This window comes from Sorangium sp. So ce185, assembly GCF_051526825.1.
GTDB classification, from domain to species: Bacteria; Myxococcota_A; Polyangia; order Polyangiales; family Polyangiaceae; genus Sorangium; species Sorangium cellulosum_D.
The window spans coordinates 9,193,680-9,218,694 of record NZ_CP150316.1; the positions used below are offsets into that span (position 1 = coordinate 9,193,680).

18 protein-coding genes are annotated in these 25,015 nt (G+C 73.4%); 8 read left to right on the plus strand and 10 right to left on the minus strand.

The features are described from left to right. Positions 1 to 18: 18 nt before the first annotated feature. The 3 genes from WMF26_RS33575 (at position 19) to WMF26_RS33585 (ending at position 3,943) form a co-directional block, all read left to right on the plus strand. Entirely contained in the window at positions 19 to 1,344 is a 1,326-nt protein-coding gene (locus tag WMF26_RS33575) for an NAD(P)/FAD-dependent oxidoreductase (protein WP_437996063.1), read from the plus strand. Further along, on the plus strand, positions 1,341 to 2,312 hold the full coding sequence (sigJ, locus tag WMF26_RS33580; protein ID WP_437332402.1) for an RNA polymerase sigma factor SigJ: 972 nt from the start codon (positions 1,341 to 1,343) through the stop codon (positions 2,310 to 2,312). Before WMF26_RS33575 ends, sigJ begins: the two co-directional genes overlap by 4 nt. A 509-nt stretch (positions 2,313 to 2,821) precedes the next feature. Continuing rightward, positions 2,822 to 3,943, plus strand: a complete 1,122-nt coding sequence (locus WMF26_RS33585; RefSeq protein ID WP_437996064.1) for an SMP-30/gluconolactonase/LRE family protein — start codon at positions 2,822 to 2,824, stop codon at positions 3,941 to 3,943. 55 nt (positions 3,944 to 3,998) lie between these two features. Here WMF26_RS33585 and WMF26_RS33590 read toward each other — a convergent pair whose 3' ends face one another. Continuing rightward, positions 3,999 to 6,374, minus strand: a complete 2,376-nt coding sequence (locus tag WMF26_RS33590) for a glutamine amidotransferase (RefSeq protein WP_437996065.1) — start codon at positions 6,372 to 6,374, stop codon at positions 3,999 to 4,001. Between the two features lie 279 nt (positions 6,375 to 6,653). Here WMF26_RS33590 and WMF26_RS33595 point away from each other — a divergent pair, with 279 nt between their 5' ends. Continuing rightward, entirely contained in the window at positions 6,654 to 8,240 is a 1,587-nt protein-coding gene (locus tag WMF26_RS33595; RefSeq protein ID WP_437996066.1) for a PAS domain-containing protein, read from the plus strand. Between the two features lie 392 nt (positions 8,241 to 8,632). Here WMF26_RS33595 and WMF26_RS33600 read toward each other — a convergent pair whose 3' ends face one another. From WMF26_RS33600 to WMF26_RS33610, 3 genes are read right to left on the minus strand one after another with little or no spacing between them, the layout of a single operon-like run. After that, positions 8,633 to 9,052, minus strand: a complete 420-nt coding sequence (locus WMF26_RS33600) for a hypothetical protein (protein WP_437950240.1) — start codon at positions 9,050 to 9,052, stop codon at positions 8,633 to 8,635. 6 nt (positions 9,053 to 9,058) lie between these two features. Continuing rightward, positions 9,059 to 9,946 carry a DUF4159 domain-containing protein gene (locus tag WMF26_RS33605; RefSeq protein ID WP_437996067.1) on the minus strand — a complete coding sequence of 296 codons (888 nt, stop codon included), beginning with the start codon at positions 9,944 to 9,946 and terminating at the stop codon, positions 9,059 to 9,061. Next, entirely contained in the window at positions 9,943 to 10,578 is a 636-nt protein-coding gene (locus WMF26_RS33610; RefSeq protein ID WP_020738589.1) for a hypothetical protein, read from the minus strand. Before WMF26_RS33610 ends, WMF26_RS33605 begins: the two co-directional genes overlap by 4 nt. A 197-nt stretch (positions 10,579 to 10,775) precedes the next feature. On the opposite strand from WMF26_RS33610, the gene WMF26_RS33615 reads away from it, so the two are divergent. Next, positions 10,776 to 12,239 (plus strand): N-6 DNA methylase, encoded by a 1,464-nt coding sequence (locus tag WMF26_RS33615; protein WP_437950242.1) that lies wholly within the window; start codon positions 10,776 to 10,778, stop codon positions 12,237 to 12,239. Next, positions 12,236 to 13,612: a restriction endonuclease subunit S gene (locus tag WMF26_RS33620; RefSeq protein WP_437996068.1), complete on the plus strand. Its 1,377-nt coding sequence runs from the start codon at positions 12,236 to 12,238 to the stop codon at positions 13,610 to 13,612. The genes WMF26_RS33615 and WMF26_RS33620 overlap by 4 nt, the downstream gene beginning before the upstream one ends. Here WMF26_RS33620 and WMF26_RS33625 read toward each other — a convergent pair. The 5 genes from WMF26_RS33625 to WMF26_RS33645 all read right to left on the minus strand — a co-directional run bounded on the left by WMF26_RS33625 (position 13,609) and on the right by WMF26_RS33645 (position 20,181). Then, positions 13,609 to 15,120 (minus strand): hypothetical protein, encoded by a 1,512-nt coding sequence (locus WMF26_RS33625; protein ID WP_438002472.1) that lies wholly within the window; start codon positions 15,118 to 15,120, stop codon positions 13,609 to 13,611. The genes WMF26_RS33620 and WMF26_RS33625 overlap by 4 nt on opposite strands. A gap of 848 nt (positions 15,121 to 15,968) precedes the next feature. Then, complete coding sequence (locus tag WMF26_RS33630; RefSeq protein WP_437996069.1) at positions 15,969 to 16,874, minus strand: polysaccharide deacetylase family protein; 906 nt, start codon at positions 16,872 to 16,874, stop codon at positions 15,969 to 15,971. A 142-nt stretch (positions 16,875 to 17,016) separates the two neighbouring features. After that, positions 17,017 to 17,694, minus strand: a complete 678-nt coding sequence (locus WMF26_RS33635) for a hypothetical protein (RefSeq protein ID WP_437332411.1) — start codon at positions 17,692 to 17,694, stop codon at positions 17,017 to 17,019. Between the two features lie 106 nt (positions 17,695 to 17,800). Next, positions 17,801 to 19,765 (minus strand): S9 family peptidase, encoded by a 1,965-nt coding sequence (locus tag WMF26_RS33640; protein WP_437996070.1) that lies wholly within the window; start codon positions 19,763 to 19,765, stop codon positions 17,801 to 17,803. Between the two features lie 107 nt (positions 19,766 to 19,872). Beyond that, entirely contained in the window at positions 19,873 to 20,181 is a 309-nt protein-coding gene (locus WMF26_RS33645) for a 4Fe-4S dicluster domain-containing protein (protein WP_437950251.1), read from the minus strand. A 177-nt stretch (positions 20,182 to 20,358) separates the two neighbouring features. On the opposite strand from WMF26_RS33645, the gene WMF26_RS33650 reads away from it, so the two are divergent. Next, on the plus strand, positions 20,359 to 21,747 hold the full coding sequence (locus WMF26_RS33650) for a sigma-54 interaction domain-containing protein (protein WP_437996071.1): 1,389 nt from the start codon (positions 20,359 to 20,361) through the stop codon (positions 21,745 to 21,747). Positions 21,748 to 21,920: 173 nt separating this feature from the next. On the opposite strand, the gene WMF26_RS33655 is transcribed toward WMF26_RS33650, so the two are convergent. Continuing rightward, positions 21,921 to 22,826, minus strand: a complete 906-nt coding sequence (locus WMF26_RS33655; protein ID WP_437996072.1) for a class I SAM-dependent methyltransferase — start codon at positions 22,824 to 22,826, stop codon at positions 21,921 to 21,923. A gap of 333 nt (positions 22,827 to 23,159) precedes the next feature. Here WMF26_RS33655 and WMF26_RS33660 point away from each other — a divergent pair, with 333 nt between their 5' ends. Continuing rightward, on the plus strand, positions 23,160 to 24,932 hold the full coding sequence (locus WMF26_RS33660) for an alpha/beta fold hydrolase (protein WP_437996073.1): 1,773 nt from the start codon (positions 23,160 to 23,162) through the stop codon (positions 24,930 to 24,932). Positions 24,933 to 25,015 lie beyond the last annotated feature (83 nt).

Genomic DNA, 25,015 nt, shown 5'->3' on the forward strand with positions numbered 1-25,015 from the left:
TCGGGGCGGGAGGCACTCATGGACGAGAGGAAGCAAGGCGGGACGAAGGTCTCCGGCCGCGCCCGGGTCGTGGTGATCGGGGGCGGGTACGCGGGCGTGGCGGCGGCGCTGCGGATCGTCGGCGAGGCGGCGCGCCGCCGCGTGCCGGTCTCGGTCGCGCTGGTGAACCCGTCGCCGCTCTTCGTCGAGCGGATCCGGCTGCACGAGCTCGCCGCCGGCAAGGCGCCGCGCCGGATCGAGCTCGCGCGGCTCCTCGGGGCGCGGGGGATCGAGCTCGTGCTCGGCCGCGCCCGCACGATCGACGCGGCGGCGCGCGCGGTCGAGGTGGAGCTCGGAGGCGGCGGCGACGCCGGGGCGGAGACGCGGCGGCTCGGCTACGACGCGCTCGTGTACGCGCCCGGCAGCGGGGCGGCGCAGGAGATCGTGCCCGGCGGCGGCGAGCACGCGCTCTCCGTGGCGGACGCCGCGAGCGCGCGCGCGCTCCACGAGCGCCTGCGCGCGGCGCCGCCCGGCGGCAGGGTGGTCGTGGTGGGCGGCGGGCTCACGGCGATCGAGACCGCGGCGGAGATCGCCGAGGCGTTCCCCGCGCTCCGCGTCGCGCTCGCGACGCGCGGGCGCGTCGGCGAGGGCCTGTCGGTCGGCGGGCGCGCGTACGTCGGCCGGGCGCTCCGCGAGCTCGGCGTCGCGCTCCGCGAGGGCGTGCGCGCGGTCGCCGTCGACGCGAGCGGCCTCGCCGTCGCCGCGGAGGCGGGCGGCGCCGCCCCGGGCGCCGGCGCGGCCGAGCACCTGGCCGCCGACGTCGTCGTCCTCGCCGCGGGCTTCCGGCCGGCGGCGCTCGCCGAGAGCTCCGGGCTCGCCACCGTGGCCGGCGGGCGGCTCGCCGTCGACCGGTGGCTCCGCGCGCCCGCGCACCCGGAGATCTGGGGCGCGGGCGACGCCGCGGCCGTGCTCGACGGCGACGGCGCGCCGCTGCGCATGGGCTGCGCCACCGCCATGCCGCAGGCGGCGTACGCGGCGGACAGCGTCGTCGCCTCGCTCGCCGGCGACGCGCCGCCGCCGCCGTTCCGCTTCGCGTTCTTCATCCAGTGCATCAGCCTCGGCCGGCGGCGCGGGCTCATCCAGCGGGTCGATCCCCGCGACAGGCCGCTCGATCGGGTGATCACCGGCCGCCTGGGCGCGTGGGTGAAGGAGCTCGTCTGCCGCTTCACGGTCGCGGCGATCCGCATCGAGGCGCTCCGCGCCGGCGGTCACGGCTGGCCCGGGCAGGCGCGACGGCCGCGGGTCGCGCGATCGCTCGACGCCGCCGCGTCCGGCGAGCGGCTCCCGTCTGGCGCCGCGACATGAGCGCCGCCGCGGGCGTGAGCGCCGAGTGCTTCACGGCGCACCGGCGCTCCCTCTTCGGCCTCGCCTACCGGATGCTCGGCAGCGCGGCCGAGGCCGAGGACGTGGTCCAGGAGGCGTACCTGCGCGCGCGGGCCGCCGGGGAGGTGCCCGAGGCGCCGGGGCCGTACCTCGCCACGATCGTGACGCGCCTCTGCCTGGACGTGCTGAAGTCGGCGCGCGCGCGGCGCGAGGCGTATGTCGGGCCGTGGCTGCCCGAGCCCGTGCCGACCGGCGATCTGCTCGACGTCGGCGGGGCCGCGGCGGGCTACCCGGGCGAGGGCGCCGGCGCGGAGAGCCCGGCGGCGCGCATGGATCGGGTCGAGTCGATCTCGATGGCGTTCCTCGTGGTCCTCGAGAGCCTGTCGCCGCTCGAGCGCGCCGCGCTGATCCTGCGCGACGTGTTCGACTGGGAGTTCGACGCCCTCGCCGGGGCGCTCGGCCGCTCGCCTGCGGCGTGCCGGCAGCTCGTGCACCGGGCGCGCGAGCACGTGGCCGCGCGCCAGCCGCGGTTCCGCGCCACGGAGGCGGAGCGGCGGCGCCTGTTCGAGGCGTTCCTGGACGCGGCGGCGCGCGGCGACGCGGGCGCCCTCGCCGCGATGCTCGCCGAGGGCGCGAGCGTGACCCCGGACTCCGGCGGCAAGGCCAGCGCGGCGCGCCGGGTGCTGAGCGGCCGCGATCGGATCACGCGCTACGTCATCGGCCTGTGGCGGAAGGGCGCCGGCGCGATCGTCACCCGCGTCGCGTCGGTCAACGGCGCGCCCGCCCTCCTCGTTTACGAGGGCGCGCGGCTCGCGACCGCCGTCGGCCTCGACGCCTCGCCGGCCGGCATCGACGCGATCTGGCTCATGCGCAATCCCGACAAGCTGGCCCGGCTCGAGGCCGCGCTCCCGCTGCTCCCGTCGCGCGGCCTGCCCGACGCGCGCGCGTGACGCGCGCATGACAGACGCCGGCGCCTCGCGCCGAGCCCGCGCCGACGAAACAGTGCTCGGCGCGGGTTCAATGCCAATCCGACGGCAACTAACGGCAACCAACGGCAATCCAACGGCAATCCAGCGGCATCGGTAACAGGACGACATCCGCCTGTTACACACACGTGTCAGCACGTGGGGACACGTGGTTCAGCGGGGGCGCAAAAAACATGAATGCGGAAGTGCGCAGACGCATCCATAATAAAGACTATAACCTAACCGCGTCGCGCCGCCGGCCTCGCCGAGAGTGCCGAGAGTGCCGAGACTTCAGAGACCAAAGAAAATTATCTCGACAGCCGATTGGCTTATCGGCATATACTCCAGCCATCATGGACGCGTCTTCGTCCTGACGAGGCCGGGCCGATCGCACCTTGGCTTCTCGATCGCGTTCATCAGCGTCTCTTTCGAGCGTCCACTTCGACAACCCCGGTCCGTGAGCCACGGACCCAGGAGGGATCATGTCGCATTTTATGCAGTCGAAACTATCCCGCTCCAGCAAAACGGGGCTTGTTTGCGGCGCGCTGTCGCTCCTCTCCGTCGCACCGGCGCTGGTCTCGGATCCGGCCTGGGCGATGGCGCCATGGCACGGTCCGATCAAGCCGTTCGCGACGTTCCCGACGCCTCCCGGGTTCCCTGAGGGGATCGCGGTCGATGGCAATCGGGTCTTCGTCTCTGGTCCGGCGACGTTCGGCACCGCGGGATCGGGCCCGTCGAAGATCGTCGTTTACGACAGGGACAGCAGGGTCCTGAAGAGCACGATCACGGTGGCCGGCGAGGCGCTCGACGCGGAGCATGCGCTCAGCTGCATCGCGGTCGATGGCCCGGGCCGCGTCTACGCGCTCAGCACGCAGCTCGGGCTGCTGCGCTTCACGAAGACTGGACATCAATATGTCCAGGAGAGCTACGGCGATCCGCTGCCGGACCTCCCGTCGTGCGCGACGGCCGCGCCGGGAGAGGCGTGCTCGCCGGTGCCCTTCGAGACGCCGCCGATCCCGAACGACATCGTCTTCGACGAGGACGGCTACGCCTATGTGACCGACTCGCTCCAGGCGACGATCTTCCGCTACGCGCCCGGGGGCGGTGCGCCGGAGATCTGGTTCCAGAGCGCGGCGCTCGTCGGAGGGGGCCCCCAGCCGTTCGGCGTCAACGGGATCAGGCTCGATCCGCTGCGGGAGCACGTCTATTTCGCGGTCACCTTCTCCCTTTCGGATCCGAGCCTCGGGTCCATCTACCGGCTCCCCCTCGTCGACGCCCCCGAGGAGGCCGATCTGGAGCTGGTCCACGACTACGCCGCCGGAGAGGCGCCCGACGGGATCGCGTTCGGCAAGTCGGGGAGGCTCTATGTCACGCTCGCCGCGGCCAACGCGATCTCGGTGCTCGACGAGGACGGGGACGAGGTGTCGCGCATCGAGAGCTCGCCCTGGGACGAGGTGCCGCTCGACGCGCCCGCCAACGTCGCCTTCAACGACCCGGCGAAGACGCTGCTCATCGTGAACCACGCGCTCCTCACCGGGAACCCCGACAACTTCGGGGTGCTGAGGGTCTGGGTCGGCGACAAGGGAGATCCGCTGGAGAAGCCGTGGCTGCCCTGAGGCGAGGCGGGTAGCCCGCGCGGGGGCCGCCCCGCGGAGCGGGGCTCGCCGCGCCTCAGGCGAGCCCCCCGCGCCGGCGCACGATCCAGTGCGCGCCGAGGGCCGCGGCCGCCGCGAGCGTCCAGGCCCACGGGGGCAGGAGCGGCGCGACGTGGCGCTCGGCCGCCACCTGCGTCGCGGCCGGCAGCGGCAGCGAGCCGGCGTCCGGCGGGAGCACCGACGCGCCGCCCGTGGCCTTCGCGATCTCCTCCAGGCGGGCGACGTCGGGGCGCGGATCCGCCCACTCGTCGCCGCCGCGCTCGCACGCGAAGTCGCGCCGCGTGGTCGCGCCCTTCGCGTCGCCCGCGCCCTCCGCCGGGACGATCTCCACCGTGGCCGCGTAGCCGCCGGGATCGAGGCGGCCGGCCGCGAGCTCGACCGGCTCGCCGCCCTCGCCGATCCGCGCGCTCAGCGTCCGCACGACCGCGCCGCTGCCGAGGCGGGCGATCGTCACCTTGGCCTCGCCCCGCTGCCCGGCGAGCGGGCGCAGGACGAGCGTCGTCTCCTCGCCCGCGAGGCAGCCGCCGCGCGGCTCGATCGCGGCGGGCTCGAAGCGAGGGTCGCGCATGAGCCAGCCGAGCAACGCGTCCCAGAACGCGCCGTGCGCGCGGCCGGCGGAGCTCGAGGCGAACGCGCTGAAGAGCAGGCGGTGGCTGCCGTCGAGCGTCAGCGCGATCGTCCGGCCGCTCTCGTGCTCGCCCAGCGAGAGCACCGGCATCGGCGCGCCCGAGGCCGTCGTGCGGGTCGGGTGCGTCATCAGCACCGTCGCCCCGGGGAGCGGGTCGCCGACCACGTTGGTCCCCGGCATCTCGGGCATCTCGTCGCCGATCAGCGCGAGCAGCGGCGCGAGCACCGGCGCCGCGCGGCCCGCGGCGGTGATGCGCGGCACGAAGGCGCCGAGATCCACGCCGGGCGCGCTGCCGATGTCGAGATCGACCGGCAGCACGCGGGCGAGCCGCGTGCGCGCGTAGTTGCCCGGCACGAAGGCGTTCGGGCCGCCCACCATGATGAGCCCCCCGCCCTTGTCGACGTACTGGGCCAGCGCCGGCAGGTGCTTGGTCAGGCCGTACGGCTTGGCGTCGAAGTCCTGCAGGACGACCGCGTCGAAGCTCGACAGGTGCACGCTGAAGAGCTCGTCCACCGGGAAAGGGATGAGCGCGAGCTCGTCCGAGGACGCGTTCACCTCGTCGCCCGGGGTGCGCAGGATGAAGAACGCCACGACGTCGACCGAGGCGTCGGCCTTGAGCCACATCCGGAGCGCGCGCACGTCGTACGTCGGCCGGCCCGCCACGTGGAGCACCCGGATGCGATCGCGCGCGACGTCGAGCGTGACGTAGCGGACGTCGTTCTCGGGGAGCGCGTCGCCGTCCGGCGCGTCGATCGCGACCTCCAGGATGCGCGTGCCGGCGCGATCGAGCGTCACGCCGAGCTCGACCGTGCCGACGCCCCCCTCGTCGACGTGCGCCGTGCCCGTCGCGAGCGTCGTGGGCGCGCCCTGCTCGCGGAGCTCGCGCGCGACGACGGGGACCGCGTCGCACGCGAGGCCGCCGCTGCAGCCGATGTCGATGCGGAGCGAGAGCGGCTGGTGGGCGACGGCGGCGCCGGAGGTCCGGACCGCGCGCACGCTGGCGTCGCGCGGGGACTCGGTCGCCGCCGCGACCGTGTGCACCGGGACGCCGAGCCCCTCCAGCGCGGCGCGCGTCGCCGCGGCGGTGTCCTCGGGGCCGGGGCGGTCGAGGCGGCCATCCGAGACGACGACGAACGCCGACGGCCGCTCGTCGGCGGCGCGGGCGAGCGCCTCGAGCGCGGCGCTGAGGTCCGAGCGGCGCTGCGGCCGGCCTCGCGCGGGCGGCGCGGCCGGAGCGGCGGGCGCCGCCGCGCCTGCGTCCGCGCGCGGCGTCGACGCCGGCCCGGCGCCAGCGCTGCCGCGCGGCGTCGGCGCCGGCGCGGGGCCGCCGCCATCGCCGGCCTGCCCGTCGGCCGGCAGCGGCGCCCCCTCGCCGAACAGGTAGCGGGAGAGCCGGACGTCGGCGCGCTTCCCGAGCTCCGCGAGCGCTCGCTCGGCGCTGTCGCGGCGGGTCCCCGCGATGCCGGGCAGGTCCATGGACCGGGAGCCGTCGACCAGCACCACGACCTTCGGGCCGACGAGGCTCCCGCGCGACGTGACCGCGACCGGGCGGAGGATGGCGGCGAGCAGGCAGAGCACGGCGATCGCGCCCGTGAGCGCCGTGGCGAGCGCCGCGCCGCGGAGGCCGCCCGACCCCGCCGCGGTCCGGCCCCGCGCGCGGACGAGCTCGAGCACGAGCAGCCCGAAGCTCAGCGCGGCGACGACGCAGGCGACGGCGACGACCGACGAGGAGAGATCGCCCGAGGGCGCGAGGCTCTGGGTCACGGCCGCTCCGGGAGCGAGGGAGCGAGAGCGGGTGAGGGCGAGGAGGGAGGCCCGCTGGGTGCGCCGGCGGCGTGGGAGCGCGACAGCGCGAGCAGCGAGTCGAGGGCGCGCGACACGGGCGGAGCCTAGTACATCGGGCCGGGGCGTCCCAGCCCGGCGCTCACATCGACGCCGGGCGCCCCAGCGCAGCGCCATCTCTGCGACCTGAGAGGCAACCTGAAACGACCCAAAGCAACCTTGCAACGCCGGAGATGCCCCGCGTAGGCTCGAAGCTGGCCGATGATGCGCGAAGATCTGAGCGAGGCTGGGCGGCTTAGAGAAGAGAACGCAGAGCTACGCGCGCGCGTCGCGGCGCTGGAGAAGGCGCTGGCAGAGCGATCCGACGGGCGCGCGTCGGACGGAACAGCGCTGGACGGCGCGGCGTCGAACGGCGCGGCGTCGAACGGCGCGGCGCTGGACGGCGCGGCGCTGGACGGCGCGGCGTCGAACGGCGCGGCGCTGGACGGCGCGGCGTCGAACGGCGCGGCGCTGGACGGCGCGGCGTCGAACGGCGCGGCGTCGAACGGCGCGGCGTCGAACGGCGCGGCGTCGAACGGCGCGGCGCTGGACGGCGCGGCGTCGAACGGCGCGGCGTCGAACGGCGCGGCGCTGGACGGCGCGGCGTCGAACGGCGCGGCGTCGAACGGCGCGGCGAGCGCGGGCGACGACGCCGCGCTCGACGGCTCGCCCACGGCGGTGCCGGCGGTGATCTACTGGCGCCCGGATGGCACGGTGACGCACTGGAACGACGGCGCCGAGCGCCTCTTCGGGTGGAGCGCGCACGAGGCCCTCGGCCGCAGGCTGGCCGACCTCGTCGCCGCGGATCCCGTGTCCCCCGCCGCGGTGCGGGCGTTCGATTCCCCGCGGGCGGAGAGCCGGTTCGCCGCGGCATCGAGCGAGGCCAGGACGAGAGAGGGGCACGCGCTCTTCTGCCGGTGGACCTACGCCGTGCTGCGCGACGACCGGGGCGACGCGCGCGAGATCGCCGCGATCGTCGACGACACGGGCGACCAGCGACGGAGGGAGCGGACGGTGCACGGGCGCTACCAGATGCTCCTCCAGCTCGTGGACAACGCGCGCAGCTTCATCTTCGTCAAGGACATCGCGGGACGCTACGTCTTCGCCAACCGCGCCTATGCGCAGGCCCAGCCCGTGGAGAAGCACGTCGTCGAGCTCATCGGCAGGCACGACAGAGAGGCGCTGTTCCCCGGTATCGCGGAGGTGCTCGAGGCGAAGGAGCAAGAGGTGATGGCCGGCGGGCGGGTCATGCAGTTCGAAGAGGCGCTGCAGACCGTGAACGGTCTGCTCCACTATTTCACGGTCAAATTCCCGCTCCACGACGAGCGCGGCCGGCCGATCGGCCTCGGCGGCATCGTCACCGAGATCACGTCCCTGCGCCGCGCGGAGGCCGAGCGGGCCGCGCTGCAGGAGGAGATCATCGCCGCGCAGCAGGCCACCCTGCGGGAGCTGTCGACGCCGCTCATCCCGCTCGCCGACGGGGTGGTGGCGATGCCGCTGGTCGGGACGATCGACACCGGGCGCGCGGAGCAGATCATGGAGACGTTGCTCTCCGGCATCAGCAGCCAGGGCGCCCACACCGCGATCCTCGACATCACCGGCGTGCGCGCGGTCGACACGCACGTCGCGGACGCGCTGACGCGGACCGCGCGCGCGGCCCAGCTGCTCGGCACCCGCGTGGTGCTCACGGGCGTCCGCCCCGAGGTGGCGCAGACGCTGGTCACCCTCGGCGTGGACCTCTCCGGGATCACCACGCTGAGCACCTTGCAGAGCGGCATCGCGCACGCCATGCGCCACGCCCGGCGGTGACGGCGACCGCCTCGACCGACAGGCCGGTGAGCCGGGCGACGGTGGAGCGGTCGCGCCCGTCAGCCAGCGCGCCGGTCCGCGACCCGGCGGGATCAACCCGACCGGTTGAAAACGAGGAGCCGAGGAGGTCGCGACCAACGCCGGCGCTCGTCCGCGAGGCTCCGGTGAGGTCGTGACCTATCGCGGAGGATAAAATTATACCTGGAAGCAGGTCCCAACCAAAAGAACCGTATTTTATTATACAATTTGACCGATCGCGACCCCGCCGTGGGCTCCCCTGGAGGCGTCGTGGTCGGTCGGGACCTCGCGGGCGGCATCGGCGCGACGGGGCGCGACGGTCCGAACCTCTCACGGACTCCGCTCGTGAATCACCCCGACCGCATCGTCCAGGCTCAGCCCTGCTGCGTGAGGTACCGCAGGAGCGCGGCCTCGTCGCTCGTGACCAGCCGCCTGACGCCGTCCTGCCTCGCATAGCGCTGGGCCTGCATCGCGCCGACGACCGTCTGCACGAGCACGCCGATCCTGCGGAAGCCCCGGAACCACCGTGGCCGGAGGCGGGTGATGGCGGCCTCGAACTCGGGATCGTTCCGGCCAGGACCGGCGCGGATGTCGAGGAGGAGGGAGTACCGCGGACGGTCCAGCCCATCCATGTAATCGACGACCGCGCCCATCCTGGTATCGAGCTCATCGAGCGAGGCGAACGGCTTGCTGCTGCGCACGTTCCAGATGATGCCCAGCTGCGCGTCGACCAGGATCGCGTAGTAGTCGTTCTGCCAGACCAGCTTCGGCGCGGGGACGAGGCGGTCCGACATACCGGCTCAGGGCGCCCCGCGGGGCGCGGCGCGTGGTCGCGTGTCATCGACGGCGCGGCGGCGCATCAGGAACGGCGCGTGCACCTGGTCGTCCTTGTAGTTCGAGCAGAGCACGTACATCGCGATGTTCACGGCGAGCCGGAACGCGCGCTCGCGCTGCGCCTCGCCCCCGGGCGTGACCTCGACGCTCGGACCGCCGCCGTCCGAGCGCGCCAGCGCGCCGGCGAGGTCGTGGTCGGAGAAGATCACCTGCGGCATGCCGCCGCGCACGATGGCCGAGAGCTTCTGCGGGCCCTCGACGCGGCCGACGGCGCGCGGGAGGAGATAGAAGGAACGGAAGACGACGTTCTCCGTGCCGATCGGGATGGGCGAGCCCTCCGGCAGGACGCGGGCGAGCTCGCGCCGCGCGGCGCGGCCGAACGCGCCGCTCCCCGGGGCGAAATCGTCGACGAAGAGCACGCCGCCGAGCGCGAGGAAGCGCCGCAGGCCGAAGACCTCGCGCTCGGTGAGCGGCGGGATGTCGCCCTCGCCGCCCCAGAGCGCGAACGGCTCGGCCAGGAGCGCCGGGTCGTCCGCGCGGACCGTGGTCGGGTTGCGGCGCGCCGGCGCGCTCGTCCGGCGCTCCAGCTCGAACGACCAGCGCGCCGGCGCGGTGGCGCGGACGCCCTCCCAGCGCGCGTTGCCCGTGAGCAGCGGCCGCGGGTTCCACGCCCCCTCCTCGCCGAAGGCGCGCGCGGGGCGCGGCACCGCCGCGAGGAGCAGCGCCGAGACCAGCACCAGCGCCGCCGCGGCCAGGCGGCGGGGCGGCGCCGCCGCGGCGAGGCGGCGGAGCGGCGCCGCCGCGGCCAGGCGGCGGCGTGCGAAGCCGCCCGCGGCGCCGAGCTGCCGTGTCAATCGAAGTCCTCCACCCGCCATACACCCGCCTCGCGCCGGAGCTTCACCTCGTGCCCACCAGGGATCTGAACCGTCGCGGAGTCGCCCGCAATCCGGACCTCGAGGCCCTCGGGCTGGGCGAGCCCCTCGACCAGCGAGCGGAGGTCGCTCTCGATGGCGCTGCGCGTGGCCGGCGTGAGGACGCGCAGCAGGCCGGCGTAGCTGCGGCGCGCGAGGACGCGCCGCAGCTGCTCGAGCGCCTGCTCGGGCGTGCGGCCGCCCGCGGGCAGCGCGTCGGCGGCCGAGATCCGGAAGGCGCGCTCGCGGTCGTCGAGCTCCAGCGTCGCGATCTCGCCGTCCGGGTAGCGGACCCGGGCGCGGGTCTTGATCACCACCCCGGGCGCCGTGACGCTCCTGGCCTGCTCGGCGAGCTCGGCGCGCGCCTCGGCCACGCGCCGCCGCACCTCCTCGCGCGACATCGCGGTGCGGCTCCGCTCGCTCAGCATGCCGTAGATGGCGTCGGCGTCCCCCCGCGCGGCCGCGTCCGCGTAGGCCCGCACCGCCTCGTTCGGGTCGGGGAGCGAGGGCGACGCGCAGGCGAGGCCGGCGAGCGGCACGACGAGCGCGAGCAGCGTGAGGAGGGCGCGCGGCACGGGGGCGAGCCTAGTACATCGGCGGCGGCGCGTCCCAGCGCCGTGGAGGCGCGCCGGGACGCCCGCCGAGGCGCGCCGCCGCCGCCGTGGGGGCGCGCCGCCATCGCCCGCGGGGCGCGCCGCCGCCACCGTGGGGGCGCGGCCGTGGTAAGGCGGCTCGGCCCGCGCCTCCTCGACCCGAACGAAGCCAACGCCGCATGACCGATGTTGTTGGAAAGCTCTGGGGGTTCTGTCACACGCTCCGCCACGACGGCATCGACCACGGGGACTACATCGAGCAGATCACGTACCTGCTCTTCCTGAAGATGGCCGCGGAGCGAGGCCTCGATCTCTCGCGCGTCGCGCCGAGGGCGCCCCGCGGCGAGCTCGATCCGGTGGACTGCTCGTGGCCCGCCCTGCGCGCCGCGAGCGGGCAGGCGCTGCTCGACCGCTACGCCGAGGTGCTCCGGTCCCTCGAGCAGGCCCCCGGCGTGCTGGGGGAGATCTACGCGGGCTCGCAGCCGCGCTTCAAGAGCCCCGCGAACCTCGGGCGGCTCGTCGATCTCATCGACGAGATCGAGTGGACCGGCCTCGGCGTGGACATCCAGGCGGCGGCGTACGAGGGCCTGCTGGAGAAGGCCGCCGCCGAGGGCAAGAAGGGCGCCGGGCAGTACTTCACGCCGCGCGTCCTCATCCAGTCGATCGTGCGGTGCATGCGGCCCGATCCGCGGGGACAGCCGGGCTTCGCCCTCTGCGACCCGGCGTGCGGCACCGGGGGGTTCCTCGTCGCCGCCTGGGAGTGGCTCGAGGCCGAGGCGCGAGGGGCGCTCGACCGGGAGACGGCGGACCGGATCAAGTCCACGGCGTTCTTCGGTCACGAGCTCGTCGCGCGCCCCCGCCGCCTCGCCCTCATGAACCTGGTCCTCCACGGGATCGAGCCGAGGATCGCCCTCGGCGACTCGATCGACGCCCCGCCGCCCGCCGAGCGGTTCGACGTGATCCTGACGAACCCGCCCTTCGGCACGAAGGGGGCGCGCCAGACGCCGGGCCGCGAGGACTTCGCGATCGCGACCGCGAACAAGCAGCTCAACTTCATCCAGCACGTGCTGACGATCCTGAAGCCCGGCGGGCGGGCGGCGATGGTCCTGCCCGACAACTGCCTGTTCGCCGACCAGGCAGGCGCCGTGTTCGAGATCCTCGCCGAGGGCTGCGACCTGCACACGGTGCTCCGCCTGCCGCGCGGGACGTTCACGCCGTACAGCCCCGGCGTGAAGGCCAACGTCGTCTTCTTCACGAAGGGCCGCGCGACGGAGAAGGTCTGGATCTACGACGCGCGGACGGGCGTCCCGTCGATCACCAAGAAGGATCGGCCGCTCTCGCCGGCGCATTTCGCCGAGTTCGAGCGGTGCTACGGCGACGACCCCGACGGGCGGGCGGGGCGCCAGGCGGCGAGCTCCCGCGAGGGCCGGTTCCGCAGCTTCGAGCTCCGCGAGATCGAGGAGCGCGAGTTCAAGCTCGACGGGTTCAAATGGCTCAGGGAGGAGTCGCCCGACGACGCCGGCGAGCTGCCGGAGCCGGAGGAGCTGGCGACCGACGCGATCCTGGAGCTCGAAGAGGCGGTCGCCGCGCTCGGCCGCGTGCTCGCGCTGCTCGAGGGCGGGGCGAAGGCGGCCGAGGCGTGAGCGGGCGCCCGCGCCTGCCCGAAGCGTGGGCCGAGACGACGCTCGCGTCGATCTGCGCGCACCGGACCGGGAGCTCGAAGCTCATCAAGGGCAAGCTCCACGCCGAGCGGCGGCCCGGGCGCTACCAGGCGTTCAGCGCCTCCGGCCCCGACGTGTGGTGCGACCGCTGGGAGCACGAGGGCGAGGCGATCGTCGTCTCCGCCGTGGGGACGCGGTGCGGGAAGGCGTTCAAGGCGCGCGGGCGATGGTCGGCGATCGCGAACACCCACGTGGTCTGGCCGGACGGGCGGGTCATCGATCTCGACTACCTGTTCCTCCACCTCAACGACGAGGGCTTCTGGGTGAAGGGCGGCTCCGCGCAGCCGTTCGTGAAGGTGCGCGAGACCTTCGAGCGCCCCTTCGCGCTGCCTCCCCTCCCCGAGCAGCGCCGCATCGTCGCCAAGGTCGAGGCGCTGCTCGCCGAGGTGGACGCCGCCAAGGCGCGGCTCGCCAGGGCGTCGCTCGTCCTCCGGCGGCTCCGGCAGGCCGTGCTCTCGGCGGCGTGCTCGGGCAGGCTCACCGAGGATCTCCGCGCGCCGCCGCCGGCGCTCGCCGCCGCCGCGCCGCCTTCCGCCGAGCTCGCGGAGCCCCTCGCGCGCGCGTGGCCGCTGGCGGCGAGCGACGGCGGCGGCGCGCGGCCCCCGCCGGCGTCGTGGGCCCTCTGCCCGTTCGGCGCCCTGGTGGACAACCACGACGGCAAGCGCGTCCCCCTGAGCTCCACGGTTCGAGAGCGGCGCCCGGGCCCGTACCCCTATTACGGCGCCTCGGGGATCATCGACTCGATCGATGGCTATCGGTTCGACGGAGACTACCTGCTCGTCGCCGAGGACGGCGCGAACCTCCTGTCCAGGAGCACCGCGGTGGCCTTCGCCGCGAGCGGGCGGTTCTGGGTGAACAACCACGCGCACGTCCTCCAGCCGAAGCCCGGCGTCGTCCTCGGGTACCTCGAGCTGCTCCTGAACTCGCTCGATCTCCAGCACCACGTGACCGGCTCCGCGCAGCCGAAGCTCACGCAGGCGGCGCTCAACGCCATCCCCGCCCCGCTCCCCCCGACCGAGGAGCAGGCCGAGATCGTCCGCCGCGCGCGGGCGCTGTTCGCGCTCGCCGGCGCGATCGAGGAGCGCGTGACCGCCGCCGCGGCCCGGGCCGACCGGCTCCCGCAGGCGATCCTCGCGCGGGCGTTCTCGGGCGAGCTCGTCCCCACCGAGGCGGAGCTGGCCCGCGCAGAGGGCCGGGGCTACGAGCCCGCGGACGCGCTCCTGCGCCGCGTCCACGCCGAGCAGGCGGGATCCGGGGCGAGCGGCCGCGGGGGCGGCGGACCGGGGCTGGCCTAGTTCTTGGTCGGCGCGGGCGCGCCGTCCTGGATCCACTGGCGGAGGGTCGCGAGCTCGGCGCTCGTCAGGGTCGGCTTGTTGTCCGCGCTCTGCGGCATCACGCCCGTGTTGCAGCTGGCGGTGGCGCTGGGCCTGCATCCGGCGCTCGCCGCCGTGCCCGCGACCTTGCGGTAGAGCCAGCTCTGCTCCGGATCTCCCGGCACCACGAGCTTGAACTGCCCGCCGCCCCTGGCCGGCTTGTTGACGAGGCCGGCGACGATGTCCGCCGAGCTGATCTCGCCGCCGAGCGACAGACCGGCCTGCGGGCCGGTCGAAGGCGCGGCGTGGCAGCCGCTGCACTTGTTGACCATGCTCTCGAAGATCGGACGGACGCTGGTGTGGAACACGCCCGACTCCGTGGGCAGGGGGTCGACCGGGTCCGGGTTCAACTCAGGGTTGATGACCCGAGCGATCGCGTCCATCTCGTAGCACTGGGCCGCGACCGCGTCCTTCAGCTTCTGGTCGTCGGGCGACAGGCCCTTGGCGACGCGGTACTTCTCCCAGACCTTGTCGATCCAGCCGTGCAGCTTCCAGAACATGTAGTTGTCGATGTTCGTGAACTGGTTGCCGAGGCCGTGGTCGGTGTTGTTGCTGCGCACCCATTTGAAATGGAGCTCGCCGTGCAGGCCGCTGGCCGTCACGCTCGCACCCGGGATGGCTTGACCGGTGAAGCACTGGAGCCACATGCCGAACGCGCCTTCGTCCGGGAAGCGGCTCAGGTTCTCCGGCTTGTCGATCTCGTCGGCGATCTTCGCGTTGGCGATCGTCGTGGCGCTCCAGGGCCTGAAGTCCGCTCTCCACTGCTGGGGCAGCTCCTCCGCGCTCGTGGGGAACTTGTCGAAGCCCTCGAACTGCTCCGAGTGGTTCGGCCAGAGCTGCTTCAGCGACTGGATCATGTGCCGATGCATGGCGAGGAACTGGAAGCCGTCGCCCGTGGTCTTGCACTCCTGGTCCGACGGGACCGGGACCGACGAGTTGCAGATATCGACCCTGCTCATCCCGCCGAGCCCGCCGGGACCGCAGCGCCGGATGCTGTGCCACTCGAAGTGGGCGGCCTGCCATTCGTTCTCCTGCATCCAGGCGATCACTTCGGGCTGGACCGTGAGATCGACCTGACCGTTCTTGGCGAACTCCGCCGGGCCGTCCTTGATCGTCGCGTCGCTGGGGTGGGGATCGAAGCCGTCCACGCAATGATCCTTCGGGTGCGTGACGCCGGTCCCGCTGGAGCCGCCGCCGCCGCTGCCGACGGCAGGTCCGGCGGACGAGGAGGTCGTGGTCGCGGAGGAGGAGGAGGAGGACGGGCCGTTGCCGCTGGCGACGGAGGTCGCGCCGCCCGCTCCACCCCCGCCCTCCCCTGCTCCAGCGGTGCCCTCCGCGTCGGGATCTCCGCTGCTGCAGGCTCCCAGCAGAAGGGCCGTGACGCACGAGACGAGACAGAACGTGCGCTGCGAGATCTTGCCGAATAACACGGTGGACAAGCCTGCCTGATCGTTGATTCGCATGGTGCTCCTAGGTACCGCTGGATGCCGGGTGCGTGCTCCCGCGCAGACGCTGGGCGAGACGCCGGATGGCGGGGCGTCGGGCAGCGGCTGGTCGCATCGCCTGGCACGAGGCCTCCAAGCAGAAAGGCGAGTAAAAAGATTGTTGAAAAGATCGTCGCCGTCGTTGGATGAGCCGAGGGAAAAGGAAGAGCGAAGCGACTCCGAGGATGTCAAGGGCGAATCGCCACGCTCGCCTCAGGTGACAGAAGGTTCCTTACGCGATCCGCCTCCCTCTTGGAAAAGTGATGCCGTATCAAAAACTTACCAATGCATCGAAGATGCGCGTCACGCCCATCAGGAACGGAGCTTTGGTGTCGAGCGCGCGTGGCGAGCTCTGCCTCCCCGGCCGTCTTCAGGTGGAGCCAGCCCCGATGCCGATGATCGGCCCGGGATCCTCTGCGCGACAGGCTCATCCGCGGAGGATTCAAGAACGCTCGCGCTTCAGGGACATCAAACCTGCTTTCCTTAAGCTCTACGCAGGCAGCACACGGCGCCATCGCCGTGGACCACCCCACCCCTGACATTCCCGCGGCTCCGAACTTTGATCACCCGGACTCGCCGATCGTATCAATACCGCGTTCAGCAGAACATTTTCACGAGACGAGATCACGGGCGCGGCGGGCTTGCGCGCCGGAGTGCGTGTTCCACTGTGCCCGATGAAGCTCAGTGGACGCGCTCGCAGACGCGGGCGCCTCGCCCGGGTTCGGCGAGCTCTGCCGTTCGGTCGAGCGACGTCCTCGCCGTCGGGGCCGGTGGAGAGGTGTATCGACGCTCCATCAAGGATGCGTCGACGCATCCGTCGACGCATCGACCGGGCCGCCTTCACGCCACAGCCAGCCTGCGGGCGCAGGCGCCTCCCCGCGGATCACCTGCCGCACCGTCAGGACGACCACGCGGCCCGCCTCGCGCTCCTCCGCGAGCCAGCCCAGGAGCGCGGAGAGGTCCTCGATGGAGATGCTGTAGTCGTCGCAGGCGTCACAGATATGGTGGAAGGTGAGCTGTATCCATCCGCCATCCTGCTGCCCGCGCCGGACGAGCGCCTGAATCGTTGAGAGGCGGTGAACGAGGTGGAGGGAGCCGGGCGTGCGGGTGGCCATGGGGTCGCGCGGCGGGATGGTCTCCGCGCGTGCGCAGAGGATGCACGGGGGTATGCCGAGCCCGCCCGCCCTCCTGGCGCTGTCGTAACCGCAGGAGCGCACCTGCTCGGCGCTGACGCTGTCGTAGTCGCCGCGGGGGTACGCGAAGTCGCTCACGTCGAGGCCCAGCGCGAGGAGCGCGCGGCGATCGTCGCAGACCTGCCGGCGCAGCTCTCCGGCAGGGAGCCCGGGCAGCGGCGCGTGGTCGACGGTGTGGCCGCCGATCTCGTGGCCGTCGGACGCGAGCGCGCGGAGCTCTGCGACCGTCAGGTAGCCGGGACGGCCGAGTCGACCGCTGTTCACGAAGAACGTGGCATGCATCCGGTGCTCGGCGAGGATGGAGCGCGCGGAGAGCTGATTCGCCAGCGTATCGTCGAACTCGAGGGACACGACGGCGACGCCCGGGGGACACCCTGCCAGGAGGATCGAGGCGAGGAGGACGGCGGCGAGGCACGCTCCGATGCACAGAAGCACCGCCTGGTCGTGGCGCGTCGCGAGGCGCCGCGCGCCGCCCTTGTTTGTGCGCAGGCTCTCCACAGCAGACACCGCCGTATCATCGGCCGTGCCTGCGCCTCCGGCGCCCTCCCACGGAGATCAGCGCGTCATGCGCCTTCCCGGAACGTCTGGCGCCTCCCCCGAGACCGGGAACGACGAGCACCGACGGATTCGACAGGATCGTGTCAGAGGCCTATCTGCCCACCCTCTGCGCTCCCAGAGCGAGCATCGCGTCCCAGAACATCTTCTCGTACGCCTGAAATAGCCGGGTCGTGCGGCGGATCGCCCGGGGCTCCACGCCGCGGTCGAGCCCGTCCTGCACGATCGCGACCGCGGTGTCCTCGAACGACGGCAGGTTCGCGAACGCGTCCAGGAAGGCGGTGTGCTCCGGGCCGAAGCCGTACCGGTCGCGGAGCGCCTCCCCCATCCTGCCGCAGCTGAACCCCCACGCTGGGAAGTTGATGAGCAGGGCACACGCGATCTCGGCCGCCGAGGCGTTGGCCGCCGCCCAGGCCATCTGGGTGGCGTAGGCGAACCCCTCCGCGGTGACCTCGTACCGATCCAGGTCGCCCCTCGTCATGCCGAGCTTCTCGCCCATGGCGGCGATCGCGGCGGGCGCCGCGAGCTCGCCTTGAAGGACGCCGCTCCAGAAATCGCGAAAGGGCGTGTCCGCGAAGCGCTGGAGCATCATCGCCATCGACCGCATGTCGCTGAGCACCACATGGTGCTGGTGGCCCGGAAACGCCTTCAGCCCGTCGAGCGTGATCTCGCCGCGCGAGAGCGCGCCCGGATAGGGGTGGTCCCTCAGCTGATCGTCGATGTTGCGGAGCTCTTCGCGGATGTCCTTCACCAGCGCGGTCGCGGCCTTCATGGATGGCGTCCTCCGTTCGGGCCCCATCCTACCACCGCGCGGCCCCCGGGTTCCCGCGGATGTGCGCGCGGAGATCGGGCCATGACGGCGGCAGCGCCGGTCGCGGTCACGCCCCGTCCGGAGCGCGCCCCTTCGCGCAGTAGCGCTCGACCCACTCGGCGATGCGGCGGCTGTAGAAGACCCGGTGGCTCGGCTTGCCGCGCTCGGCGAGGTGGTGGTCGCCGCCGGGAAAGCGAATGAGCTCGACGGGCGCCTTGCCCGATCGCACGAGCGCCGCAAAGAGCTCTTCCGACTGGCCGATGGGGCAGCGGTGGTCCTCCTCGCCGCACAGGATCAGGGTGGGCGTCGCGGCCTCTCCGGCCCAGGACACCGGCGAGAGCTTGCGGTAGAGCTCTCGCCGGTCGAACGGCTCGCCGCGCATGTCGTGCGGATCGACGTAGTAGCCGGTGTCGGACGTCCCGTAATGGGACTCGAGGTTCGCCACCGGCGCGCTCGAGACGGCGGCGCGGAAGCGCTTCGTCTTGCCGATCGCCCAGGCCGCCATGAAGCCGCCGTACGACTTGCCCGCGATGGCGACGCGATCGCCGTCGACCGTGCCCTCGGCGACCAGCGCGTCGATCGCGGCGAGGTGCTCCGGCAGGTCGCGCTCGCCCCAGCGCCCCCGCAGGCGGTCGGCGAACTCCTTTCCATACCCGCCCGAGCCGACCGGGTTGAGCGACAGGACGGCCCACCCGCGGGACACGAGGACATACCAGTACGGCCGGTACGTGAAGCCGAACTCGACGTAGGCGTGCGGGCCCCCGTGCACGTGGACGAGCAGCGGCGCCGGCTCGCCGCCGCGATCCGGCGGCAACATCAGGAGGCCGGCGTTCTCCATACCCGACGCGCCGCGGAACTCCCGCAGCGCGACGTCGGGCCAAGCGCGGCCCTCGCCCCAGGCCTCGTTGACGTTCACGAGGAGCCGCGCGTCCGAGCCGTCCCAGCGCGCGCTCCCGAGCAGGCCGCAGAGGCGCATGGTGCTCCACAGGAACGCGAGCCTGCCCGCGCCGGGCGCCGCGCTGATCTGCGTGATCTGCCGGTCGTCCGAGATGGCCTTGCGGAGCGTGCGCTGCTCGACCGAGACCAGCGCCACCTCCGAGGTGCTCTCGGTCGCGAGGACCACGGCGAGCTCGCGCCCGTCCGCGGACCACGCCGGGGGCATCACCTTGCCGAGCGGGAAGCTCGCGACCTCCGTGTCCTCGGCGGTGACCATGCGCGGCTCCGCCTCGCCCCGCGCGTCGACGACCCAGACGTGCTGTCGCGAGCCGCCCTCCTCGCGCGGGCTGTAAAACGCGAGGGCGCCGCCGTCCGGCGACCACGAGGGCATCGCGGCGAGCGGGCAGCCGCGCGTCACCTGCCGGAGCCCTTCGCCCGACGGCGTCATCACCCAGAGGTCGCTCCGGTGGGCGTCGCGGGGGCCCGTCCGCGTCCGGCTGAACGCGATGTGGCGCCCGTCGGGCGACCACGCCGGGTCGCTCTCGTTCGCGTCGCCGCGCGTGATCTGCCGCGCCTCGCCCCCCGCGGCGGGGACGACGAAGAGGTGCGTCCGGCGGTCCAGCACGAACCCCTCCCCGTCGCTTTTGTACAGGGCCCTCGTCACCACGCGCGGTGCGCCCGGCGGCGCGCCGGAGGCGACGTTCGCCGAGAAGACCAGGGCCGCTCCGTCGGGCGACCAGGCGGCGAGACCGGCGCCCGACGCGAGGTCGGTCAGCCGCCTCGCCTCGCCGCCGTCGATCCGCATCACGTAGAGCTGCGCCGGGCCGCCGCCGCGATCCGAGAGGAAGGCGATCCGAGACGCGTCGGGCGAGAAGCGCGGGCTCTCGTTCGTGTCCGAGCCGAACGTGATCTGCCGGGGGGCGCCGCCGGCCGCGGGGATCAGCCACAGGTTGGAGACATAGGTGTCCGCCTCGGCGTCGACCTCCTCGAGGACATAGACGATCCACCGGCCGTCGGGCGAGAGGACCACCTCGGAGACGAGCTTGAAGGACAGGAGGTCATCCGGCTCGAAGCGGCGAGCGTCGGGCTTTCGCATGGGCAAAACAAGGTGGACCGGGAGGCGGACGTCAAGCCTCCTCGGCGGGGCCATGACCTCGCGAGACCGCGCGCCGGGCTGCCCCGATGACTCCGCCCGGCGGCGGGTCAGGCGCGCTGGGCGAAGAAGCGGGCGTTGATCTCCCGGTAGTGCTGCCACTCGGCCGGCAGCTCGTCTTCATCGAAGATGGCGTCCACCGGGCACTCGCCCTCGCAGGCGCCGCAAGAGGTGCACGACTCGGGATCGATGTAGAGCTGGAGGCGCGCGAGGCGCGTCTTCCGCTCTCCTTCGGGGAGCTCCGCGATGCGCGCGATCTCGTCCGCCGGGAGCGGGCCGTGGATGCACTCCACGGGGCAGACGGAGACGCACGCGGTGTCGCAGGTGGCGATGCAGGGCTCGGCGATGACGTAAGCCATGAAGGGGTCCTTTCCGCGGAACGATCGCCCGCGCTCTCCTCACGCCCTTGTGCATGTGCACGGCGCATACCCGCGCCCCGAGCGGCCCTTTCCCGGGCTCGCGCCGGCCTTGTGCGGCCCTGGCAACGCCCGTACGGTGCCGCGCAACGCCATTTCGGTGGCGTCGCTCCCCGCCCGATGACCGCCCCCGCCGATCGCGCCCTCCTCCTGCTCGCCGACCTCGGCGAGGCCGCGGCGCGCGCGCACACGGAGGCGACGCTCGTCCCCGCGGTGAGCGCCGTGCTCGCGCGCCACCTCCCGCTCCGGCGGCTCGATCTCCGCCGCGGCGCGGCCGCGCCGGGCGCGCCGGAGATCCGGCGCGGGGCGGGCGGCGAGGCGATCGCCGTCTTCGCGCTCCGCGACGCGGAGGGCGACGTCGGCTGCGCCGCGATGGAGCTCGGCGAGGGCGCGGCGCTCGACCTCTCGCCCGCGCTGCTCGAGGCGCTGGGCCGCCTGCTCGCCGTGGCGCTCCGGCAGGTGCAGGTCCTCGGGCGCGTCGCGGCGATCGCGCGCCGCGCGCAGGGCGAGAAGCGGGCGCTCCAGGAGGAGCTCGACCGCGTCGCGCTGCCCCGGGAGGTGGTCGCGAGGGGCCCGGCGATGCGGGCGATCTTCCTGGAGATGGTGCCGCTCGTCGCGCGGCGGGACACGACCGTGCTGGTGCGCGGCGAGACGGGCACGGGCAAGGAGGTGATCGCGCGCCGCATCCACGCGCTCTCGCGCCGCGCGGAGCGGCCGTTCCTCGCGGTGAACTGCGGCGCGCTGCCCGAGGGGCTCGTCGAGAGCGCGCTCTTCGGCCACGAGCGCGGCGCGTTCACGGGCGCCGCGGCGCGGCACCTCGGGACGTTCGAGCGCGCGAGCGGCGGGACGCTGCTGCTCGACGAGATCGGCGAGCTGCCGCGGGCGGCGCAGGCGAAGCTCCTGCGCGTGCTCCAGGAGGGCGAGATCGAGCGCGTCGGCGGCGAGGGCGCGGTGCGCGTGTCGGTGCGGGTGATCGCCGCGACGCACCGGCCGCTCGAGGCGATGGTGGCGAGCGGGGCGTTCCGCGAGGACCTGTACTATCGGCTGCAGGTGTTCCCGATCGTCGTCCCCCCGCTGCGGGAGCGGCCCGAGGACCTGGAGCCGCTCACGCGGGTCATCGTGGAGAAGGTCGCGGCGAGCTTCGGCCGGCGGCCGCCGCGGGTGAGCGCGGAGGCGATGGCGCGGCTGCGGGCGCACGACTGGCCGGGCAACGTGCGGGAGCTGGAGAACGTGATCGAGCGGTCGATGGTGATGTCGACCGGGGACGAGCTCGTCCTGTCCGCGCCGCTCGCCGCGGCGCCGCGCGCGGCCGGGCGCGCGATGACGTACCGGGAGGCGACGCAGCGCTGCATCGAGGACGCGCTGCGGGCGTCGGGCGGGAAGATCTACGGGGAGGACGGGGCGGCCGCGGCGCTCGGGCTGAAGCCGACGACGCTGCAAAGCAAGATGCGGAAGCTCGGGATCCGGCGGGAGGATGGCGGGAACGGCGGGAACGGCGGAGAGCGATGACTCGAGGCCAGCGCGGCCCGGCATCGGTAGTGCTCAAATTTGCCCGAAGAGAATTCACATGAAGGCGGGAAGGCAGGAAGATCCTTGATCCTTTCTTCCCGCCTTCCCGCCTTCATGTTCAATTTTGAGCACTGTCCGGCATCGGGTGCTCGGCCGCCGTCGACGAGGCCGCGTCAGCGCTCCGCGACGGCGAGCCGCTCGATGGCGCGGACGCCGCGATGCGGGGGCCAGTAGCGCGCGGCCCAGTCCACGGTCGACTCGTCGGAGAGCACGCGGAGGCCGGCGCGCGCGAGGAGCTCGCGCATCTCCTCGCGGGCGAGCGGCGTGCGGACGGGCTCGCCCAGGGAGCGGAACATGCCCCGGATCACGCGCTCCGCCCAGGCGGGGAGCTCGGCGTCGGGGAGCATCCCGTAGGTGAGCGCGATGCGGCTGCCGGGCGCGGAGAGCGCCGCCGTGAGGCGCAACGTCGCCTCGATCGCCTCGCGCGTCAGGTAGACGGCCACGCCCTCCCAGATCCAGAACGTGCGCTCGGCCGGGCGGAAGCCGGCGGCGAGGAGCGCCTCGTCGAGGCGGTCTCGCTCGAAGTCCACCGGCACGCGCGCGAGGCCGCGGGCCTCGAGCTCCGGCGCGCCCGCGGCGCTGCCGTCCCCGCGCGCGAGCGACGCGAGGCGCTCGACCTTGTCGCGCTGCGTGCTCGGGTGATCGACCTCGAAGACCTGGACGCCCGCGAGCTCGGGCAGGCGCATCGCGCGGCTGTCCAGGCCGGCGCCGAGCACGACGAGCTGGGATGCGCCGCGCGCGACGGCCTCGCGGAGCGCGTCGTCGATCGCGCGGGTGCGGAGCGCGACGTGGTAGCCGACGCCGAACGTGGCGACGCCGATCGCGCGGTGGAGGGCGCGGGCGGCGGCAGGAGAGCCCGCCGCCAGCGGGAGCGCGCGCGCCGGCAGCGCGAGCGGCCACGGGACGAGGCGGGCCGCGAGGGGGTCGGGCGCCACGCGGTAGGGCTCGGGCATCTCGGTGTAGAGCGCCCGCAGGGCAGCGACGAGAGAGGCGGTGAGGCTTGGGCGTTGAGATCGCACGGGGTGCCGGGGCTCGCGGTGGGCCGCCCGGGATCGTCCGCGGCGGCGCGCCGGCAGCCTACATGCCACGTCGCCGGCGCGCCCGCCTCCCGTCGTTCGGTTCCCGCTCAGCTCCAGGTCGCGGTGGCTGCGGCTCGCACGCCTCGCGTCAGCGCGCTGTCGCTGCGGAGATCCAAGGCGCGGAGAGCCGCGGGCGCGGCGCCGCACCGAATGCACCGGTTCTTGCTTGCCACGCGGCCGCGGGCCGGTAGAGCCGCCGTGGCGTGTCGATAAATTAACGGTTGCCCTTCACGTGAGGTGCGGGGCTGCACCCCTTCTTCAGGAGTGTTGAGCATGAGAGCGAGCCTTGCTTGCGGCGCGATGGTCATCTTGCTTGCCCAGGGCATGCTGGGATGCGGGGACGACACGGAGCCCGGTGGAACCGGGTCGTCGAGCTCCTCGACCAGCGGTAGCGGCGGCAGCGGCGGTGGCACCGGCGGCAGCGGCGGCGGTGGCACCGGCGGCAGCGGCGACGGTGGCAATGGCGGGGACGGCGACGGCGGCAGCGGCGGAGAAGGCGGCAACGGCGGAGGCGACGCAATCGCCTGGACCCCTTGCCCGCTCTTCACCGACGGCACCGGCGAGGACGCCGAGTGCGCCGAGATCCCCGTCCCGCTCCGCTGGGACCAGCCGGAAGGCGAGACCATCACCTTCTTCGTCAAGCGCAAGCTCGCCGCGACCCAGCCGAGCCGCGGACAGCTCTGGCTCCTGAACGGCGGGCCGGGGTACTCGGGCGCCGATTTCGAGCCGACCGTGCAGTTCCTCACCGGCGTCGACCCGACGCTCGACATGTACATGCCGGACCACCGCGGCACCGGCCGCTCGAGCCGCCTCGGCTGCGCGGACGGGGAGACGCCGGAGAGCGAGGCCGGCAGCTATCTCACCGACGCCGAGCTGGCCGCCTGTCTGCCGTCGATCAAGGCCGAGCTGGGCGACGACATCCAGGGCTACACCGTGACGAACGCCGCGCGCGACGTCGGCGAGACCATCGCCCGGACGCGCGCCCCAGGCGGCGACGTCATCGTCTTCGGCGGCTCCTACGGCTCGATCTGGGGCCACCGCTACCTCCAGCTCTATCCCGACCAGCCAACGGCCGTGTCGCTCACCGCGCTGGCCGTCAACTCGCGCCTCTCGGACATCGATGTCTGGCTCAACGACCTCGGCCAGCGGTTCATGGGCCTCTGCGGCGCCGACCCGTCCTGCTCGGAGAAGCTCGGCGCGGACCCGTGGGCGACGATGACGGAGACCCTGGATGCGTTCGAGGAAGGCGCGTGCCCGGAGGTGGCCGCGCTCGGCTATGACCGGCCGGTCTTCCAGGCGCTGTTCGCGCAGTTCCTCTACCAATGGGCGCCGCGGCCGCTCATCCCGGCGCTGATCTACCGGCTCGGCCGGTGCTCTCCTGCCGACGTCGCCGCGTTCACCCACCTCGCGGGGATCGTGCTCGCTCCCCTCCCCGAGCCGCTCTCGCCCTCCCTGCGGTTCTACTCCCCGGTGCTCCGCAACAACATCATGCTGTCGGAGCTCTGGGCCGACCCGCCGCCGCCCGCGTCCGAGATGCAGCAGTACCTCGCGGAGGCCAACGTGGCCCTCGGGCTGACGGACGACGCCGCCGCGGTCCACGAGAGCTGGCCGCGGTACACCCCCGACGCCTACGCAGGGCAGTGGGCCACGACGAGCGTGCCCCTGCTGCTCCTCCACGGGGGGCTCGACTTCATCCCGAGCGCGATACCGGAGGCCGTCGAGCGCCACTTCACCGGCCCGAACCAGACCTTCGTGATGATTCCGCGGGCCCCCCACGGCCTCGAGAGCCCGACCAGCGGCGGCACCTCGTGCGACCTGGAGATCCTGCTCCAGTTCATCGCCGATCCCGAGGCGCCCCTCGACACGTCGTGCACCGAGCGGATCCTGCCCCTGGATTTCAGCGTCGATCCGACCCTGAGCGCCACCTACCTCGGCACGGACGACGCATGGGACGGCGAGCCGGGCGCGGAGCAGCGCGCGTCCACCGCGCCGCCCGAGCACGAGCGCGCGCTCGCGCGCCTGCGCGAGGCGATCGCGGCTCGGTGACGATGACGGGCTGCATAGAGTTACAACAAGACTAGATCAGGAAGAACGTCTCCCGGGGTACGGCGAATTCTGCTAGAGCTGTG

Coding starts and splice junctions, on each gene's coding strand:
- WMF26_RS33575 (WP_437996063.1), top strand. CDS start 19: ATGGACGAGAGGAAGCAAGGCGGGACGAAGGTCTCCGGCCGCGCCCGG.
- sigJ (WP_437332402.1), top strand. CDS start 1,341: ATGAGCGCCGCCGCGGGCGTGAGCGCCGAGTGCTTCACGGCGCACCGG.
- WMF26_RS33585 (WP_437996064.1), top strand. CDS start 2,822: ATGCAGTCGAAACTATCCCGCTCCAGCAAAACGGGGCTTGTTTGCGGC.
- WMF26_RS33595 (WP_437996066.1), top strand. CDS start 6,654: ATGATGCGCGAAGATCTGAGCGAGGCTGGGCGGCTTAGAGAAGAGAAC.
- WMF26_RS33600 (WP_437950240.1), bottom strand. CDS start 9,052: ATGTCGGACCGCCTCGTCCCCGCGCCGAAGCTGGTCTGGCAGAACGAC.
- WMF26_RS33615 (WP_437950242.1), top strand. CDS start 10,776: ATGACCGATGTTGTTGGAAAGCTCTGGGGGTTCTGTCACACGCTCCGC.
- WMF26_RS33635 (WP_437332411.1), bottom strand. CDS start 17,694: ATGAAGGCCGCGACCGCGCTGGTGAAGGACATCCGCGAAGAGCTCCGC.
- WMF26_RS33640 (WP_437996070.1), bottom strand. CDS start 19,765: ATGCGAAAGCCCGACGCTCGCCGCTTCGAGCCGGATGACCTCCTGTCC.
- WMF26_RS33645 (WP_437950251.1), bottom strand. CDS start 20,181: ATGGCTTACGTCATCGCCGAGCCCTGCATCGCCACCTGCGACACCGCG.
- WMF26_RS33650 (WP_437996071.1), top strand. CDS start 20,359: ATGACCGCCCCCGCCGATCGCGCCCTCCTCCTGCTCGCCGACCTCGGC.
- WMF26_RS33660 (WP_437996073.1), top strand. CDS start 23,160: ATGAGAGCGAGCCTTGCTTGCGGCGCGATGGTCATCTTGCTTGCCCAG.